Here is a 19,161-nt window from a genome sequence, read left to right as displayed (position 1 = left end):
GAATTTTAATAAGTGAACACATTGAAGAGAAGAGTAACAACCAAAAAGTAGATAAAGAGACCCCGGATGGTGAGAAAGGGAACTAGTTTTGGTCGCGAAGATGAGCTCCGAATTGTTGCTAGAAAGTTAACGCTAACTAGCCGGTTACAACCGTTATATTGTCAGGTATCAATAGGTACCAGTGAGGTGTTGGCTTTAAACTAACATAAATATGGGTGGTAACACGGTGCGTCCGTCCCTACATAGCGATATGTGGGGGCGGATTTTTTTATTCTAATAGGGATGGTGAAGATCAAATGACAAGTTTTAACACAGATTTAGTACACGGCAGTAGCAAACAGATTAAGGATGCAAACGGGGCAATTAACCCCCCAATTTATACGGCAACAACGTACGCTTATCCAGATGCCGAAAGTAACGTGCAATACGATTATTCTCGTTCTGGCAACCCAACGCGAGATAATCTCCAAAGTCTGATTGCGCAACTTGAACATGGTGAGGCCGGATTTGCCTTTGCTTCCGGAATGGCTGCCATTCATGCCGTTCTATCCCAATTTAAACCAGGCGATGAAATTATTTTGGGCGACAAGATTTATGGTGGAACTTACCGCCTCATTAACGAGTACTTTAAACGCTGGCAACTAAAGTTTAAGGAAGTTGATACGCAGGATCCAGCGGCAGTTGAAGCTGCGATTACACCAGACACCAAAGCAATTTACTTTGAAACATTTACGAATCCCCGCCTTCAAGTGACCAGTGTTAAAGAAATTTCAGCGGTTGCCAAAAAGCATGGCCTGCTGACGATTGTTGATAACACTTTCTTGACGCCATACTTACAACAGCCACTTGATTTGGGCGCTGACATCGTTCTTCACTCCGCTACCAAATATCTTGGTGGACATTCCGATCTCATTGCTGGGTTGGTTGTCACGAAGGCGAAAGACTTAGCCGAAAAAATTTACTTTGCGCAAAACGCAATTGGCGGCATTTTATCACCACAAGACATCACACTGTTGCGCCGTGGGATTCAGACGCTTGCTGTTCGGATGGATCGTCATCAAGAAAACGCCTTGAAACTTGCTAAATTTTTACAAGATCGCGATGAAGTTGCAAAAGTATACTTCCCAGGCATTCCAGGAACTAGAGATTACGAAATTGCCACCGCAGAAGTTCGCGGATACGGGGCCATGATTTCATTTGAACTCCGGGATGATCTGGACGCCATCCAGTTTGTGAACCACCTGCAACTCATTCACATCGCCGTGAGTCTTGGTGCCGTTGAAAGTTTGATTGAGCTACCAGCCACGATGACCCATGCAGAACTTTCGCCAGAGGATCAGTTGAAGGCGGGTATTACCCCACAATTACTGCGGTTCTCAGTCGGAATTGAAGATGCAAACGACTTAATTGAAGATTTAGCGCAATCACTTGATCAATTATCTAAATAAAAAGGAATGACACAAACTTATGTGGCAAATAATTACAAATTCATTCCCGCAGCTATTAGCAGCGGGGTTGAAGTATACGATTCCGTTAACACTGATTTCATTTGTACTGGGACTCATTTTGGCGCTGATTACGGCGTTGGTTCGCCTATCAAATCAAAAAGGGTTCTTCTACATTGTTAAAGCCATTTTCAGATTCTACGTTTGGTTATTCCGGAGCACACCACTGCTAGTTCAATTGTTCATCGTGTTTTTTGGGTTACCCTATTTGAAAATTAAGGGAATTTTTCCAGACGGAATCAAATTGGAACCGATGACCGCTGGGATTATCACCTTTTCATTGAATACGGGTGCTTACTGTTCGGAAACGATTCGAGCTTCCATCCTGTCGATTCCGGAAGGGCAATGGGAAGCCGCTTACTCAATCGGAATGACCAGAGCCCAGGCGTTACGGCGCATCATTTTACCGCAAGCATTAAGAGTTTCTTTGCCACCCCTTTCCAACAGTTTTATCGGGTTGGTGAAAGATACATCGTTGGCAGCGTCCATTACAATAGTAGAAATGTTCGAAGTGAGCCAGCAAATTGCCGCCGAAAATTACCAACCGTTAATTATGTATAGCCTGGTAGCCTTGATTTACGCCATATTCTGTACCGTGCTTTCGTGGCTGCAAGGCTACCTTGAAAAAGTCACGTCCCGTTACATTTCAGCAAATGGAGGAGGAAACGTTTAATGTTAAAGCTTACCAGTTTAAATAAAACATTCAGCAAACAGTCGGCTTTAACGGACATTACGACAGAATTTCCTGAAAATCAGACGACCGTTCTCGTTGGCCCATCAGGAGCCGGAAAGTCGACGTTACTGCGATCACTGAATTTTTTGGAACGCCCGGAGTCAGGCCAGTACGAGTTTAATGAAATCAACATTGATTTGAGCAAACCAATTGCAAACAAAACCATTCTCTCCGTCCGGCGCCAAACGGAAATGGTTTTTCAGGAATATAATCTATTTCCGCATTTGACGGTGTTGAAAAACGTGATGGAGGGACCGGTTCAGGTCTTAAAGCAGAACAAAAATAAGGCTCGCATTGAAGCCTTAGAGTTACTCAAAAAGGTGGGCCTTGGCGACAAAGCTGACAGCTATCCAAACCAGTTATCCGGTGGTCAGGCGCAACGGGTTGCCATTGCACGGTCACTGGCGATGCATCCGGACTACATTTTACTGGATGAACCGACTAGTGCATTGGATCCTGAACTGGAACTCGAGGTGCTCAAGGTGCTTCTACAGATTGCAAAGGAAAAGCAGTCGATGATTATCGTGACGCATAATTTGGAGTTTGCACGTCAGGTGGCAGATAAGGTCATTTTCATCGAAAAGGGCTGCATCCTTTACGACGGGGAAGTGGAACCATTCTTCAACTCGGAAAACAAACGAATCAAAGATTTTGTATCGGCAATGACGTTCTCAAGCATCGCGTAAAAGTAGCAAAAATTATTTTTGGACAACACAGGGGGAGTTACATTATGAAATTTTCAAAACGAATTAAGCAATTATCAGTTTTAGCAGGGGCACTTTTAGTCGCTGTTACCTTAACAGCATGTGGCTCATCAAATAAATCATCGAGTTCAAAATCAACCTATAAATCAGAGCTAGTGAACAAAGGAACGCTGACGGTTGGGCTTGAAGGGGCATTTAAACCCTATTCATACCGTCAAAATGGCAAATTAGTCGGCTTTGAAGTCGATTTGAGCCGTGATATTGCTAAAAAACTTGGCTTAAAAGTTAAATTTGAACCAACAAAGTGGGACAGTTTGATTGCCGGAGTTGGAAGTGGCAAGTTTGACGCCGCCCTCAATAACATCACTGTGACGCCGGAACGCCAAAAGACGTATCGTTTCTCAACGCCTTATATCAATTCACAGTACGTCTTAGTAACGCGCAAAGGGGACAACAGCATTAAGGGTATTAACGACATCAAGGGCAAGCGCCTTGTTGAAGGAACCGGTTCAGATAACGCAGCAATCGCCAAGAAGTATGGTGCAACCGTTGTGCCAAATGGTGATTTCCCAACAACGCTACAGATGCTCAAACAAAAACGTGGTGAAGCCACCATTAACTCATTGGGTTCATGGTTAGTTTATGCAAAAGATAACTCAACTGCTGGATTAAAGTACCAAAAGCTTGATCCAGAAAAGGTTCCAGTTGCTAAGGTTGCAGCACTCTTGAACAAAAAGTCACCTAAACTTCAGAAAAAAATCAGTCAAGCAATCAAAGATTTGAAGGCTGATGGAACGTTGACGAAGCTGTCAAAGAAGTATTTTGGTGCAGATATTAATAACTAGTATTGCCTGCTTCAATCACTATAAGAATCACTAGAAAACAAAAAATAGCACGTTTCTCTACTTATCGAGGAATGTGCTATTTTTGCAACTAATTGATTGATTCGCCACCCGTCACGCCATAAATTTGACCCGTGACGTAACTTGCTTCATTTGATGCTAGAAAGACGTAAACCGGCGCAAGTTCCACCGGCTGACCGGCACGTCCAAGGAGTGCGTTTTGACCAAATTTGGGAATCGCGTCCTGTGGTTGGCCACCAGCTAATTGAATCGGCGTCCAAATGGGACCGGGCGCCACACCGTTCACTCGAATGCCCCTTTTGATGAATTGTTGCGATAAGTTGATTGTAAAGTTAGCGATGGCAGCCTTGGTGGTTGCGTAGTCCAAAAGTTGGGGGCTGGGATTGAATCCCTGAATGGACGAGGTCGTTAAAATGGCGCCACCAGCGGGAAGATGTGGTTCTGCCGCCTTAACGATGGCGAACATGGAAATGATGTTGACCATGAAGGTGTCTTTCACCTGGTGCATTGAAAGATCTGCGATATCCTTGTGTGCAATTTGCTGTGCAGCGTTTAAGACAAGCGTGTCGAGCCCGCCTAGCTCTTCGACGGCTTTGGCGACCATTTCCTCGGGCGCAGCTTCGTCCCTCAAATCGTGAGAAAGCAGGACGCATTTTCGGCCAGCCTCTTTGATCAAGGTTGCGACCATGTTGACGTCGGTTTCTTCACCGGGCAAATATTGAATGGCAACATCAGCGCCTTCACGAGCAAAGGCAATCGCAACTGCCCGGCCAATTCCGGAATCGGCACCAGTGATGAGAACGCGCCGATTCAACAGGCGGTCGTGACCTTCATAGCTGGTCTCGCCACAATCAGGTTGCGGATTCATTTCAGATTGTAGAGCGGGGGCTGCTTGATCTTGATCAGGAAATTCATGACGATAGTACAATTCACGGGGGTCCTGAAGATGGGGTTCAGTCATATAAACGTCCTCCTAAATGAGTGTGTTGATGCGTTAATTTCAGTCTAACGTATGCCAATTTGGACGGATAGTTATTTGCTTATCGGTTTATGGCGTAAAATAGAAGAAAACCAGGGGGGCAACATTAATGAGTAAAGAACGCGTGTTACCAGAAGCACGAGCGGTCAAACAGGATCCGGATTTTATTAACGTTCATGAAGTGGTCCCAGACATTATTGTTGATTTGAAATACGCAACCGCGGCTAATTTTACTGGCAAAAAAGTCTATGATTTTAGCCAAGCGATTTCGCGGGCCGGGACGGTTAAAAAATTAGGAATTGCCGCTAAAATACTGCGTCAACAGGGATTCCGAATCAAAATTTGGGATGCGTATCGCCCCACGTATGCCCAAAAGAAACTGTACGAAGTTTATCCAGACGAGATGTGGGTGGCAAAGCCCAATCCAAATTACAGTCATGAAAAGGGGGTCACCTTTGATTTGACACTAACGGATCTGGATGGCAATGAAGTTGACATGCAAAGCGACTTTGATGATTTCACCGGTAAGGCAAAACGCAGTTATCCGAGAAGTGTCGTTCAAGAGAAAAATTATCAAGCCCTGAAAATCGCAATGGAACAGGCTGGCTTTCATGGCTATGAAAATGAGTGGTGGGATTATATGGACGACGATGCGGATGAGTATGGTCCTATGCAGGTGGACCCTAAAAAATATTAAGGAGATAAAAATAATGAGAATCAGGCGACTTTAATCGACCTGATTCTTATTATTTTGCCATAATATCTTAGAATACTGTACATAAAGGAAGCACATGGTCTTAAAACCATTTTGTGGGGACTAAAATTGGGATATTAAAAGCTTTACTTATCATGGAACTATAATATAATGTTAATCAATCATGGGGGAAACCTTGATGGGGCTTAAATTTTAGTGGGATTTAAGCTGTAGATAATTATAAAGCGACGGGAAGCTTCGTGATTTGTCGATTCAGAACAAGTGTATTTGTAGGGAGGATAACTACATATGAAGATTAATTATAGGGGTAATTTTGTGTCTAAAAAGACACGGGTCAAGTCGGATGAAAAAGAACGTTTTAAATTGTACAAATCAGGTAAGAAGTGGGTTTTAGCTGGTTTGATTACGACATTTTTCTTCTTTTTAGGTGCTGCACAGGTGGATAGCGCAAGTGCCGCCACAACTGAGGATCCAGCAACCGAGCAAACGGCGACAACGCAGTCTGATGCGACTCAAAATGCGTCAGGCACAACTTCTGACGGTACCTCAGATGCTGCTTCAGATGGCACATCTGATGGCGCTTCGGACGCGGCTTCGGATGCAAACGAAGATGCTGATGGTGACGGCCTTACCACGGCTCAAGAAACCACAGCTGGGACCGATGCAACGAAGGCTGATACTGATGGGGATGGCATTAAGGATGGCGCAGATACTAATCCACTAACTTCTGATGCGCCCGCTAAGGAAGGAGCCACAGCCGCTCCGAAGGCTGCGACTCCAGCTACCGCAACTTCTGAAAGTACCTCAGAAAAAAGCACAGCGACCAGTGACCAAACTGCAGCAAAGGCTGGCGACGTGGTCAGAAATGGCTCAGTCACCACTGATGAAAGTACCAACCCCACCGTTGAATTAGGGGACGGATCAACCGAAGACAGAACCAGTCAAACTGATTCTTCAAAAGAAGGAATCGTGACGGATCCTGAGACGGGGGATGCGCTTTTTAAAGGAACCTTGTTTGGCTCTAATGGCGCCCAAGCGGAAAATAGTGCAACGGCAAATCTAGGTGACAGTGAGACTGCTTCAGCAACAATCCAGCAGGCAAATGCTGACACGGACCGTGCAAATGGACAGTACGGCGACGTCACCGCAAAAGATGGAGCCGATTTGGAAGCGACGGATAATGATGACTTAGATGATGATCTCAACGTTTCTGGCGCAATCCTCAATGGGACGGAAGCAAATACAGAGACACCCGCTACCGATAGTTTCAACAACCAAGGCGCAATCAGTTCGGACAGCGAAAATCTTCAAGAACGAGGGACAACCCTCTATGCAAATGCGCAACAATCAGGAATTAATACGTCGATGCTTGGAAATAATGAGCATGGGACGACCATTGGTGTACCCTCACTTATTGGCGATTCTGTCAGTGTTGGCACATTTTTGGTAACGGCCAATGATGGGGTCGGTATCACGATTGAAAATGAGTCAACCGGCGAATTATTTCAAATTACGGATTACAACCTTGCCAGAGAATATGCTGTCAATAGCACCATTACGAACAAGGCGATTGTTAAAACCGCGTTCAATGGCGCTGGTATGGAAGCCATTACATCTTTCTTTACGGATACAATTATCGCCAATTTAAATACATTAGCATCGAAACCTTTGACAGCTATCTCTACTGGGATTGGTGCTGCAGTTAACGCAATCGGAAGTCTAGCCGATTTATGGGGACTAAGTGATATTGCTGACGCTGCGTCAGTTTATCAAGAGGCAATTAACAACGCGGTCGCTCAGGCAAATGCCATGACCGCTTCCGGAAATAATTTGATGGAAAATGGGGTTGCGGTTAGCGAATTAGTTAATGCGACTTACGATGCCGCAACGGGCACCATTAGTGCGTTCAGTAACGCATCAGCGACAGCTGCCATCTCAGGAATGATTACGAACTACCTTTATGGCTGGGAGTCATCAACGAGCAACGTTTTGGCTGGAATTACCGGAACGAGTACCGATAATTCGACCGGTTCAACGGCGCTATCAAACTTGATGAACACAATTGTGGGAAATTCAATTTTTAGCGTTGCATCAGATGCGTTATCAGCTGCATTAGATACAGCATCAGATACACTTCAAGATGGAATTGATACGGCTGTCGCTACCGTATCGAACTTTTTGACTGATGATACTCTCGACAAACTGATTAGTTCTGCCATTGATGGTGGGATTGGGGCAAGTACAACGACAATCGTCCCAATTACTTGGACTGACCCAGATTTAAACGCTGCGGGTGTTGCAGCTGGTAATTTCATTGGGGAACAATTTAACGAAGCAACGAAGTTATACAATACCGTTACGCGTGCTGACACAACGATTGCCTACCAAAATGTGGATAAAACCCAACTTGAAGCACTAAATCCTAGCGCTGATATTTTGAGTAACGTCAATGCTTCACAGGAAGATGTTGATGATGCCATTCGGGCGCTTGACGAAACGGTGACGGTTACAACGCCAACCCAAGTGGTCGTTGGGAGCATTACCCTCAACACCATTATTGGCGCAACTGACCAAACAGCTGAAGGCGCGTTGACGGATGCTTTAGCGAATGGAACTGCATTTAGCACTGACGTGGATGGATTGGCACCAAACTTAACGGTTGATGACTTCACAATCACTCAAAATGATGGCTCGACCTACGCTTATACTTACCAATTGAACGAAAGTGGCATTGCTAAAGTTAATGCGGCGGTTGACGCACTTGATACCGATGAATCAGATTACAGCATTAATGATCCAGAGGATGTTAAAGGAGCCATCAATACAACGATTGATACTGATAATGATGGTGTGACGGATGCAACTGAGACGTCTGATGGGACAGATCCAACGCTGCCAGATACGGATAGTGACGGTGTGACTGACGGAACTGAAAAGTCAGACAGCACTGATCCTAATAAACCAGATACCGATGGCGATGGTGTGACGGATGGTACTGAAAAGTCCGATAGTACCAATCCGCTTAAGCCAGATACCGATGGCGATGGTGTGACTGATGGGACTGAGAAATCAGATAAAACTGATCCTAATAATCCCGATACCGATGGTGGTGGAACAAGTGATGCTCAAGAAAAAATTGACGGCACCGATCCACTCGATCCAACAAATGATAAAAATCATCCAGATACAGATAGTGATGGGGTTAGCGATACGACTGAAAAGTCTGATGGCACCGATCCAGAAAATTCTGATTCTGATAGCGACGGTGTGACGGATGGAACCGAAAAATCAGACGGAACTGATCCGCTGAAGTCAGATACCGATAGTGATGGTGTTTCTGATGGGACCGAAAAATCCGATGGCACTGATGGGACAAAACCAGATACCGACGGCGATGGTGTGACTGATGGGACTGAGAAATCAGACAAAACTGATCCACTAAAACCAGATACCGATGGTGGTGGCACAACTGATGGTCAAGAAAAAACGGATGGCACCGATCCACTCGATCCAACGGATGATAAAGACCATCCTGATACTGATAGTGATGGTGTCACGGATATTACCGAAAAGTCTGATGGGACTGATCCGGAAAATTCAGACTCAGATTCTGACGGAGTGAGCGATGGCACTGAGAAATCTGATGGCACTGACCCACTCAAATCAGATACCGATGGCGATGGCGTCACGGATGGCACTGAAAAGTCGGACGGGACTGACCCACTGAAGTCAGATACGGATGGCGACGGGGTCAATGATGGCACCGAAAAATCTGACGGGACTGATCCGCACAAATCTGATACCGATGGCGATGGTGTCACTGATGGGACTGAAAAATCCGATGGCACTGACCCGCTTGATCCAGCGGAAAATAAAGATCATCCAGACACAGACGGTGACGGTATCACTGACAATACAGAAAAAGCAGACGGGACTGATCCAAATAAATCAGACACTGATTCGGATGGCGTGACTGACGGAACTGAGAAGTCCGATGGCACTGATCCTAATAAGTCAGATACCGATGGCGATGGGGTCACTGATGGCACCGAAAAATCCGATGGCACGAACCCACTTAAATCCGATACAGACGGCGATGGTGTGACTGACGGAACAGAAAAATCCGATGGGACTGATCCTAACAAGGCCGATACCGATAGTGGTGGGGTCACTGATGGCACTGAGAAGTCAGATGGCACCGATGGCACCNAGAAAAATCCGATGGGACTGATCCTAACAAGGCCGATACCGATAGTGGTGGGGTCACTGATGGCACTGAGAAGTCAGATGGCACCGATGGCACCAAACCAGATACCGATGGCGATGGTGTGACGGATGGTACCGAAAAATCCGATGGGACTGATCCGAATAAGACGGATACCGATGGTGGTGGAACAACTGATGGTCAAGAAAAGTCAGATGGGACTAACCCATTAAATCCTAAAGATGATCAGGACCATCCAGATACGGACGGCGACGGCATTACTGATGAAACTGAAAAATCAGATGGCACCAGCCCATTTGATCCAGATACGGATAATGATGGGGTCACAGACGGCACTGAGAAATCCGATGGCACCGATCCGAATAAGACTGATACCGATGGTGATGGGGTCACTGATGGTACTGAGAAATCAGATGGCACTAACCCGACTCAGCCTGACACGGATGGTGACGGCGTTGATGATGGTACTGAGAAGTCAGATGAGACCAACCCAAATAAGTCGGATACCGACGGCGATGGCCTGACTGACGGAACAGAAAAAACGATTGAAACTGATCCTAATAAACCCGACACAGATGGGGATGGCGTCACTGATGGGACTGAGATATCCGATAAGACTGACCCACTTGATTCAACGGATCACAAAACTCATACAGATACGGACGGCGACGGGGTTACTGATGACACCGAAAAATCAGACGGCACGGACCTAAACAAGTCCGATACGGATGGCGACGGCGTCACTGATGGCACTGAGAAGTCAGATGGTACTGATGGGACAAAATCCGATACTGATGGTGATGGTGTCGACGATGGCACCGAGAAATCTGATGGGACTAATCCACTAAGTTCCGATACCGATAAAGATGGCCTGAGTGATGGTGCTGAGAAGTCAGCGGGAACTGATCCTAAGAACCCAGCGGGAACTGATCCTAAGAACCCAGACACTGATGGTGGTGGCACTACTGATGGGAAAGAAATTGACGATGGGACCGATCCATTAGACCCAACTGACGATGTTTCTCATCCAGATACCGACAGTGATGGCGTGACGGATGAGTCCGAAGTATCCGATGGCACTGATCCAAAGAATCCAGATACGGATAACGATGGCGTCACTGATGGTCAAGAAAAATCAGATGGCACTGATCCTAAGAACTCAGATACTGATGGTGATGGCGTGACTGATGGTCAAGAAAAGACTGATGGCACAAATCCAACTAAGTCCGACACTGATGGTGGTGGAACCAACGATGGCCAAGAAAAGCTTGATGGCACTGATCCATTAGATCCTTCAGATGACGTTTACCACGCTTCAGCTACCTCTGGTGGGACACCAGCGACTCCTAGTGAGCCAGGTGAAGCTAAGTCGGATGCGGTAGAATTTAATGAAGCGGTTGACGCTACTGAGAAAACGAATTCGGATAATGAGTCACCTAAATCAGGTGCAAAGCAATCCGGGTCAAACGATAGCGATTCAAGTAGTAAGGCTGGGAGTAAGAATTCTTCCGCCTCAGCAACTGCTGATTCAGCAAACGGTAACGTTAATGGAAGTAACGTTAAATCTCCAAAGGACAGTTTGCCACAAACCAATGAAACAACTGGTAATGCGGCAGCTGAAGCGGGACTTGCAATGGTGGCTCTTACCAGCCTACTTGCACTCTTTGGATTACGTCGAAAGAATCGCAAAGACGAGGCGTAACGAAAAGCTAATTTGAAATGACGCTAAAAAGGAGCCACTCGATTTTAAGGTCGGGTGGCTTCTTTACATAAATGGTTTTATAGTAAAATTAAGATAACCAAAATTCATAATTAACGGGGGATGTCACGATGTTTTTCTTTGTAGGGAAAACGATGAAAATTAAAGTGTCAGGAATCGAAAATGCGCAAATTAAACGGCTAGTCTTATTTCGAAAATTTGGTAAGCCAGCTAAAATTTTAACAATGCTGTATGATCCTGAAACTAGCGTTAGAATGGCAGCTCACGGCGTGCACGCCGATGAATATTTTAACTTGTATGATTATTTGTGCGATATTCGTGAAGTTGAACAACAGCAAATTCAACCGACAGACATATTAAAAATGGCCAAATTACCGTTATCATCAGTGACAGAAAAGAATAAACGATACTACCTTAAGGGAAAGCTCACCTTATTTATCGACACGTTCTCAAACGGAAACGTAAAGCGCGTTTTGCACTACGGTCCTGATGAAAAATACACGTCGGAGGACAAGTATGATGTTCGCGGATTTTTATCATCAACCATTATTTTTGATGTTAATCAGCGCCGCCTAGTTGATATTTATTTTGATTTGGCGGGCAACAAGCGCATCACACAGCGTTGGCAACTCAAGGATGAAAAGGTCAGTAAAACGTCGGTTATCATCGATGATGGCCAGCGAAAAACGATCTTGACTGGGAAGAATGAGTTACAAGCTTATTTTCTTAGCCAATTGGCCGAAGCTTTTCCGCAATCGGCCTTCATCACTGACCGAGCATTAGACGTTTCCTGGGCAATGGAAAATACTAAGACGCCAATTTATAAGGCCCTCTTCTTGCACAATATTCACGCGACCAACCTCCTAAAAAATCCCACATCAAAGGACTATAACTTTAACTATCGCCAACCCCTACTAAATTTGAATCAGTGGGACTGCATGATTGCGCAAACGGACCAGCAAGCTGCTGACTGTCGCCTCCAGTTTCCAGATGATAAAGTGGTGAAAATTTCTGGTGCTTCGTGGGATCCTGAAACTGTTACAAAGAATAAGCTAAAGGATCGCCAACCCTATAAAATGATCTCAATTTCGCGAATTTCACCTGAAAAGCGGATTGAAGAACAGATTCATATTTTTAACAAAATTCACGCGGAGATTCCGGATGCCACGTTTGATATTTGGGGCTTGGTTTCTGATGATGACTACTTTGATAAATTGAAGCAGCAAATTAAAGAGTTGAAGCTAGAAAAGGAAATCCAATTTCACGATTTCGCACTAGATATTTCCAAGGTGTACGACGAAGCGCAACTGATGATTGTAACTAGTGAGTACGAAGGCGTGATGCTGGTCATTAATGAAGCCCTATCACACGGCGTTCCAGTGATTGCTTATGATTTCAAATACGCACCGCGCGAATTCATTATTCCTGGCGAAAATGGCAATATTGTTGCGATGGGCGATCGTGGAATCGCGGCCAGTACCGGGATTGATTTGCTGCAGGACAAGAAAAAGTGGCAAGAATATAGCAATCACGCCTACGAATCTGCGCTGCGGTTTAGTCAAAAAGAAGTCTTTGCGCAGTGGCAACAAATTAGTGATCGGGCGGCAGAATTTTACGAGAAAGGCGGTCAACAATGATGCTATATCTCATCAATGGAACTTTGAATGCTAAAAACACGATTATTGAAAAGACGAGTCTTAAGCGTCTCAAAATGTTCAGTGAAATGGGCGTTGATACGACCCTCTTACTCATGCATTTTTCACCAAATTGGCGTAAAACCGCTGGGACAATCGTTGCTCAAAAGGGTCAAATTAAATCGCTATTTGATGAACTGCAAGGCTTTGAACAACCGACAGCTAGTCCACTATCGGTGAATGATTTTCATGATTTGGATGGCTACTTTAGAATGCACCCTGAGAGTCGAGACTATCAATTTCAGGATGGTGACCTAACCGTTGCCGAAGCGCAAACTGATAAACGGGGAAAAGTGGAACAAGTTCGGTACTTTGACCGGTTAGGGAATCAAATTCAATTGGACTATTTCAATGACTTAGGCCGGTTGGCGATGACAGCCTATCAACGGGATGGCGTCACGGCAGCGCAAACTTATTTTGATCAGGCAGACAAGACGGCCTTAACGGCGACGTTTGATCAAAAGCACTACGCAACTTTTAGTAAGGCTGGTCAGCATGCGCGATTTTATAGCAGGCAAGACTTAGAATTGGAATTTTTAGAGCAGCGCCTAAAGCCTGGCGATATCGTTGTCACTGAAAGAACGGACTACGATGAGTTGCTGGCAAAATTACCCCAAACTATTCTAAAAGTGGGGACCATTTATAACGAAATTCCGAAAAAGTTAGCCGCCTACGATGCGTTGCTTGTTAGAAATGATAATCAGGCGCAAATGGCTGAAAAAGCAGGCGTTCAAGTGGTACGTGGTAACGATTATCAAACGGATGGAACTGAAGCTTGGACAACGTTATTGGCGAGTTTGGCGAAAAAATAATTGGAGCGGATCAGCATGACGAAAGAATCGAAATCTGAATATCAATCATACGTCGTCAATTTTAAGAAGGTAGCTTATGATGGCGTTATTAACCAAAATAATCGGAAGGATGGGATGTATGCCGGAAATCCCTGGCCCGTTCGAGCAGGTGAGACGATTAAATCGGGTGGCGACCTCGGCCGGTTTCATGGCGAAACGGTGGCCGTTTTTGAGGAAATGTTGCTCAACATTGGCTCAATTTGGTGTCACGTCACAATTCGGGATGAAGCTTACTGGATTGCGAAGGATGCGTTAGAGGTGCCCACCAGGACATATACTTTTTCGAAAACGCCATACTTGGCCCAATTGACTTTCACGGAACATTTGCCCATCTACGAAAACTTGCCGTACAGCACACCCACAGCGCACGTTAAGCGCCGGTCGATTCGGAAAAATTACTTTAAGGAAAATGTTGTCCAAGTCTTTGAAGAAGCGACGAGTTCAGCTGGCACATTTGTCCATGTGATTGATAATCGCAGAACAATTTGGATTAATAAGGAATTTATAACGAATGCTGGCACTGTTTTGCCGCTTATTAATATTACTGGAGATGTTTTTAAGCTCGCAAAGGGGCGGACGGCAGTTGCCCCAGTGACAATTCATCTCCTCAATCAGACCCCCGTAACAGCTTGGGGGCGAATCACCGTTCAGGGAGCTTCGAGTGCAAGTTGGGCGCGCCATAATTATGAAATTCAACTATTTAAGGATGCGACAACTCGAGAACCTGTGAAGCTGAAGCTATTTGATTGGCAACAAGCAAGGTCCAAATTTTCTTTGAGGTCTGACTACATGGATCCGACTCACGTGAGGACGCAAACCGCTTTAAATTTATGGCGGGCCATTTTAAAAACAGATGATGCTTACGTCAATACGGTGCGGGATACTGATTTTTTGGGAACTACAGCCGGCTATCCAGTTAATTTAAGCATGAACGGTGAAACGACCGGAATCTACAATTTAATGACCTATTTGGATGCCGACTCGTTAGAAATTGATTCTCGCTCATCGTCCGAAATAATGATTATGGGGCGCCAAGGCCACACAGATAAGCCAGGTTTAGTATTTTCTGAATCGCACCCTCATTTGGATGGCAGTGATTTTGACATTATGAGCCATCAATCAGCTGGCAATAAAGTGGTGCGAGAGTCGATTTATCGGTTAACCAGCTTCATTCATGAGGCAAGTGATGCGGAATTTTACGCGAAGGCCAACGACTATTTTGACCCAATCAACGTGATTAATTATTTTCTGTTCGTGATTGCAACCGATGCATACGATAATATGACGCACAATAACGTGATGTACACGTATGACGGGCAAAAGTGGCTGTTTACGATTCTGGATTTAGACGCTATTTTCATGGTGGGAAGGGCTGGCCACAAGGTCAATCCTGAAAGTAAAAATCATCAAAAAACGGTTGATGATCAAACGAGTCCCCTTTGGGAGAAAATGAAGCGGACGTTTGCAACTGAGATTCAGCAACAGTGGCAAGCCTTGCGCCAAACGGTGCTGCAGTCCGATTTAATTATGGCAGATGCCGAAGCACAAGCAGGCCAGATTAAGCAATCAGTCAAGCTGGATCAAGCATTGTGGGAGTCGCCTGCAAATTGGTTTACGCTTGATTATTTAAAGGATTATTTGCCCAAACATTTGGCAGAATGTGATGCATGGGTGGATCAGTTAACGAAATAGGAATGGGAACGTTCATCTAATTGGGATGAGCGTTTTTTTGTTTTCTTTATAATCCTCAATAACTTAACGATTGGTAAAGCACTTCCTGCTTTAAACTTCATTTAACCTCACGCCTATAGACTCAATAACATTAAAGCTAAGGAGATGGGACATTGAACTTTTTAAAACGGGCACAGCAATATCTCATTCACAAAAAGGGACAAAGCTTCCTCCTCTTTCTGATAATGACAGCCATTTTAATTTTCATTCTTTTAGGTATCATCATTCAAAGTGCCGCAGTCAGCGCCACAGAGAGTGCAACAAAATCAGCAGGAACGACAATCACCGTTTCAGCGAACCGAAATAAAATGTTCAAAAATATGAAACCAGGGAGCTCTAGTTCCACTAAGATCACAACGCCAACGGTTTCAAATGCAAAGGCGAAAAAGGCCGGACAATTAAGTACGGTCGCCAGTTACAATATTCAAACGACTGCCTTAGTTACCGCTAACTCGTTTGATCCGATAGAAACCACAACTGGTTCTTCGGGAGCAATGAAGGGTGGACCAGGCGGCACTAGCAGTACCTCTTCCGACGACACAACGCTAAGTGGGGTTACGAGCACTAAACTGGCTTCGGATTTCACGTCTAAGACTTCTAAACTAGTATCTGGCCGAAATATCACAGCTAGCGATGCCGGCACCAAGAATGTCGTCATTGAAAAGCAATTAGCTAAGCAAGACGCTTTAAAAGTGGGCAGTACCATCAAAATTAAGACGACCTCCAAGAAATATGTCACCATGAAGGTTGTCGGAATCTATAAAACGAGTTCAAGTAGCAGTATGCCGGGTAGCGATCCAAGCAATACGATTTACACCAGCTATACGTTACCGGCCAGCATCAACGGCAAGGAAAACAAGGCAAGCACTGTAACTTATACGTTATCTAATTCGAAGAAATCAAAGGCAACAATCAAACAAATCAAGTCAATCATTAGTGATTCAGATTTCTCAGTAACATCTGATGATTCAACTTATCAATCATTGCTTCAGCCAATGAAGAACGTCAAAGCGTTTGCCTCTAAAATTGTCTGGTTGGTTGCTGCTGCAGGAACAATTATTCTTGCACTGATTATCATCCTGTCAGTTCGTTCTCGTCGCCGTGAAATTGGAATTCTGGTTTCGTTAGGTGAATCTAAATCAAAGATTGTGGCACAACTATTTTCAGAGTTGTTCATCATCATGATTGCGTCATTAGTAGTGGCCAGCTTATTTGGAAATATCGTGGGTAATAAGGTTGGTAACCAACTTCTGGCACAGCAAAATTCCTCTCTCACAACGTCAACGAGCACGGGCACCTCAACAGGTGGACCAGGCGGTGGTGGTCAAGGACAGGCACCTGGTGGCACTGGTGGCGGCGCCAAAATGGGTCGTCCAGGAATGAGCCAAGGAACAACTTCAACGTCTAAAGCGAGTCAACTGAAGAGTTTGAAGACGACGATTACGCCTTCATCAATTATGAAGTTGGGTGGTTTAGGATTTGTCATTATCGCGTTGGCAGTGTGTGTTGCTTCGATAGGAATTTTGAGATTGAAGCCAAAGAAAATATTGACGAGCGAATAAACCAGTCCGACTGGTCGCTTTAGCGACATAACTACTTCACTTCAAGGAAGATTCTCGTTCCGAGAATCTCTGATGTTTCGGGCGTTGTCCATTCAACTAAAGCAAAAGTCGCTAAGCTGAAGCATGGCAGTTCGGATGGTTCTCCGTATGAGAATTAGATTTTGCGTCAGCAAAATAGACATTGAAAGCGAATAGGTCCCAGTCCGACTGGTCGCTTTAGCGACATAACTACTTCACGCTAAGGAATATTCTCGTTCCGAGAATCTCTGATGTTCCGGGCGTTGTCCATTCAACTAAAGCAAAAGTCGCTAAGTTGAAGCATGGCAGTTCGGATGGTTCTCCGTATGAGAATCAGATTTTGCGACAGCAAAATAGACATTGAAAGCGAATAGGTCCCAGTCCGACTAGTCGTTCTAGCGACATAACTACTTCACTCTAAGGAATATTCTCGTTCCGAGAATCTCTGATGTTCCGGGCGTTGTCCATTCAACTAAAGCAAAAGTCGCTAAGTTGAAGCATGGCAGTTCGGATGGTTCTCCGTATGAGAATCAGATTTTGCGACAGCAAAATAGACATTGAAAGCGAATAGGTCCCAGTCCGACTAGTCGTTCTAGCGACATAACTACTTCACTCTAAGGAATATTCTCGTTCCGAGAATCTCTGATGTTCCGGGCGTTGTCCATTCAACTAAAGCAAAAGTCGCTAAGTTGAAGCATGGCAGTTCGGATGGTTCTCCGTATGAGAATCAGATTTTGCGACAGCAAAATAGACATTGAAAGCGAATAGGTCCCAGTCCGACTAGTCGTTCTAGCGACATAACTACTTCACTCTAAGGAATATTCTCGTTCCGAGAATCTCTGATGTTCCGGGCGTTGTCCATTCAACTAAAGCAAAAGTCGCTAAGTTGAAGTATGGCAGTTTGGATGGTTCTCCGTATGAGAATCAGATTTTGCGACAGCAAAATAGACATTGAAAACGAGTAGGTCCCAGTCCGACTGGTCGCTTTAGCGACATAACCATTGAAAGCGAAAGGAGCGCACACATGTTAGAAGTTAAAGAACTTACCCATGCGTATGCAAATTCAGAACCGTTATATGAAAATGTTAACCTGAGTTTTGATCAAAGTAAGGTCTATACGTTTGTTGGGGCTTCCGGTTCTGGCAAAACAACTTTTCTATCATTCATTGCTGGATTAGACTCCCCCCAAACGGGAGAAATCACAATTGATGATAAGAATATCAATAAAATTGGGTTAACAAATTATCGCCGCACCAAAATTGCGATGATTTTCCAACAATATAACTTAATGTCATACATGTCAGCGATTGATAACGTTTTGACGGCACTTGATATCACTAAGTCCAGTCATCGCGGTGACAAACAATTTGTGCTTGATTCTTTGAAAAATGTGGGCATTTCAGAAGAAAAGGCACGTAAGAACGTTCAGAAATTATCTGGTGGTGAACAACAGCGAGTGGCCATCGCTAGAGCTTTGGTTGTGGATGCAACAACGGTTATCGCCGATGAACCGACTGGAAATTTAGATGCTGCCAACTCGGAAATGATTTTAAAGTTATTCCAGGATCTGGCGCATAATCATCACAAAACAGTTATCATCGTGACGCATGATTCAGAAATTGCCAAGCAGGGCGATGTCAAAATTGAATTAAAGGATAATCAATTCAAAGTGTCTAACAATTAGGTTTCACTTTAGGGTTGGCAATGAAGTTGGCCCGTTAATAGGGTAAAATAGAGAAAAGCAAAAGGTTGGCTCAAATCGAGAGGTTTGGGGCAACCTTGTTGTGAAATGTTGTGACGATCCACGATTGCTTGCGAGGACTAACGAAGAGCCTGGAAGAGGAACTTGTTCCTCGTAGGC

The 19,161-nt window shown here is 44.7% G+C and carries 12 protein-coding genes and 1 pseudogene; 12 read left to right on the top strand and 1 reads right to left on the bottom strand.

All coding sequences use genetic code 11. The annotated features are described in order from the left end of the window. The first annotated feature begins 296 nt into the window (after nucleotides 1-296). Genes FD44_RS03230 through FD44_RS03215 form a run of 4 tightly spaced genes read left to right on the top strand, consistent with a single transcriptional unit; the run spans nucleotide 297 to nucleotide 3,787 of the window. Nucleotides 297-1,448, top strand: coding sequence for a trans-sulfuration enzyme family protein (locus tag FD44_RS03230; RefSeq protein WP_010619107.1), 1,152 nt, complete (start codon nucleotides 297-299; stop codon nucleotides 1,446-1,448). 19 nt (nucleotides 1,449-1,467) lie between these two features. Next, the gene (locus tag FD44_RS03225; RefSeq protein ID WP_010619108.1) at nucleotides 1,468-2,178 is read left to right on the top strand and encodes an amino acid ABC transporter permease; all 711 of its coding nucleotides are present in this window, start codon (nucleotides 1,468-1,470) and stop codon (nucleotides 2,176-2,178) included. Next, nucleotides 2,178-2,924 carry an amino acid ABC transporter ATP-binding protein gene (locus FD44_RS03220; protein ID WP_010619109.1) on the top strand — a complete coding sequence of 249 codons (747 nt, stop codon included), beginning with the start codon at nucleotides 2,178-2,180 and terminating at the stop codon, nucleotides 2,922-2,924. Before FD44_RS03225 ends, FD44_RS03220 begins: the two co-directional genes overlap by 1 nt. Before the next feature lie 44 nt (nucleotides 2,925-2,968). After that, the gene (locus tag FD44_RS03215) at nucleotides 2,969-3,787 is read left to right on the top strand and encodes a transporter substrate-binding domain-containing protein (RefSeq protein WP_010619110.1); all 819 of its coding nucleotides are present in this window, start codon (nucleotides 2,969-2,971) and stop codon (nucleotides 3,785-3,787) included. A gap of 88 nt (nucleotides 3,788-3,875) precedes the next feature. Here the strand turns inward: FD44_RS03215 and FD44_RS03210 are convergent, their stop codons facing one another. Continuing rightward, nucleotides 3,876-4,766, bottom strand: a complete 891-nt coding sequence (locus FD44_RS03210) for an SDR family oxidoreductase (RefSeq protein WP_010619111.1) — start codon at nucleotides 4,764-4,766, stop codon at nucleotides 3,876-3,878. A 127-nt stretch (nucleotides 4,767-4,893) separates the two neighbouring features. Here FD44_RS03210 and FD44_RS03205 point away from each other — a divergent pair, with 127 nt between their 5' ends. The 8 genes and pseudogenes from FD44_RS03205 to FD44_RS03170 all read left to right on the top strand — a co-directional run bounded on the left by FD44_RS03205 (nucleotide 4,894) and on the right by FD44_RS03170 (nucleotide 18,984). Next, complete coding sequence (locus tag FD44_RS03205; RefSeq protein ID WP_010619112.1) at nucleotides 4,894-5,481, top strand: M15 family metallopeptidase; 588 nt, start codon at nucleotides 4,894-4,896, stop codon at nucleotides 5,479-5,481. A gap of 306 nt (nucleotides 5,482-5,787) precedes the next feature. Then, nucleotides 5,788-9,708: pseudogene (locus tag FD44_RS10895) on the top strand (KxYKxGKxW signal peptide domain-containing protein); the annotation flags it as partial. Between the two features lies 1 nt (nucleotide 9,709). Continuing rightward, nucleotides 9,710-11,426, top strand: a 1,717-nt coding sequence (locus FD44_RS10890; RefSeq protein ID WP_420865789.1) for an LPXTG cell wall anchor domain-containing protein, incomplete at its 5' end; no start/stop codon positions are given. A gap of 152 nt (nucleotides 11,427-11,578) precedes the next feature. Next, nucleotides 11,579-13,081 (top strand): glycosyltransferase, encoded by a 1,503-nt coding sequence (locus tag FD44_RS03190; RefSeq protein WP_162097559.1) that lies wholly within the window; start codon nucleotides 11,579-11,581, stop codon nucleotides 13,079-13,081. Continuing rightward, a complete protein-coding gene (locus FD44_RS03185) occupies nucleotides 13,078-13,950 on the top strand; it encodes a glycosyltransferase family protein (RefSeq protein ID WP_029327479.1) in 873 nt (290 codons plus the stop codon). The genes FD44_RS03190 and FD44_RS03185 overlap by 4 nt, the downstream gene beginning before the upstream one ends. A 15-nt stretch (nucleotides 13,951-13,965) precedes the next feature. Beyond that, nucleotides 13,966-15,681, top strand: coding sequence for a CotH kinase family protein (locus tag FD44_RS03180; RefSeq protein WP_010619116.1), 1,716 nt, complete (start codon nucleotides 13,966-13,968; stop codon nucleotides 15,679-15,681). Between the two features lie 152 nt (nucleotides 15,682-15,833). Beyond that, complete coding sequence (locus FD44_RS03175; RefSeq protein ID WP_010619117.1) at nucleotides 15,834-17,282, top strand: ABC transporter permease; 1,449 nt, start codon at nucleotides 15,834-15,836, stop codon at nucleotides 17,280-17,282. 1,042 nt (nucleotides 17,283-18,324) lie between these two features. Then, nucleotides 18,325-18,984, top strand: coding sequence for an ABC transporter ATP-binding protein (locus FD44_RS03170; protein WP_010619118.1), 660 nt, complete (start codon nucleotides 18,325-18,327; stop codon nucleotides 18,982-18,984). The last annotated feature ends 177 nt before the right edge of the window (nucleotides 18,985-19,161 follow it).

Origin of the sequence: Secundilactobacillus malefermentans DSM 5705 = KCTC 3548 (assembly GCF_001436395.1) — a bacterium.
Classification (GTDB): domain Bacteria; phylum Bacillota; class Bacilli; order Lactobacillales; family Lactobacillaceae; genus Secundilactobacillus; species Secundilactobacillus malefermentans.
The sequence above is the reverse complement of the archived record's forward strand: the minus strand, read 5'-3'. Positions and strand labels throughout refer to the sequence as shown.

Bases quoted from the DNA above. Each gene is read 5' to 3' on its own strand.
- FD44_RS03210 (WP_010619111.1), bottom strand. From the start codon at position 4,766: ATGACTGAACCCCATCTTCAGGACCCCCGTGAATTGTACTATCGTCAT.
- FD44_RS03180 (WP_010619116.1), top strand. From the start codon at position 13,966: ATGACGAAAGAATCGAAATCTGAATATCAATCATACGTCGTCAATTTT.
- FD44_RS03230 (WP_010619107.1), top strand. From the start codon at position 297: ATGACAAGTTTTAACACAGATTTAGTACACGGCAGTAGCAAACAGATT.
- FD44_RS03215 (WP_010619110.1), top strand. From the start codon at position 2,969: ATGAAATTTTCAAAACGAATTAAGCAATTATCAGTTTTAGCAGGGGCA.
- FD44_RS03225 (WP_010619108.1), top strand. From the start codon at position 1,468: ATGTGGCAAATAATTACAAATTCATTCCCGCAGCTATTAGCAGCGGGG.
- FD44_RS03170 (WP_010619118.1), top strand. From the start codon at position 18,325: ATGTTAGAAGTTAAAGAACTTACCCATGCGTATGCAAATTCAGAACCG.
- FD44_RS03185 (WP_029327479.1), top strand. From the start codon at position 13,078: ATGATGCTATATCTCATCAATGGAACTTTGAATGCTAAAAACACGATT.
- FD44_RS03190 (WP_162097559.1), top strand. From the start codon at position 11,579: ATGAAAATTAAAGTGTCAGGAATCGAAAATGCGCAAATTAAACGGCTA.
- FD44_RS03220 (WP_010619109.1), top strand. From the start codon at position 2,178: ATGTTAAAGCTTACCAGTTTAAATAAAACATTCAGCAAACAGTCGGCT.
- FD44_RS03205 (WP_010619112.1), top strand. From the start codon at position 4,894: ATGAGTAAAGAACGCGTGTTACCAGAAGCACGAGCGGTCAAACAGGAT.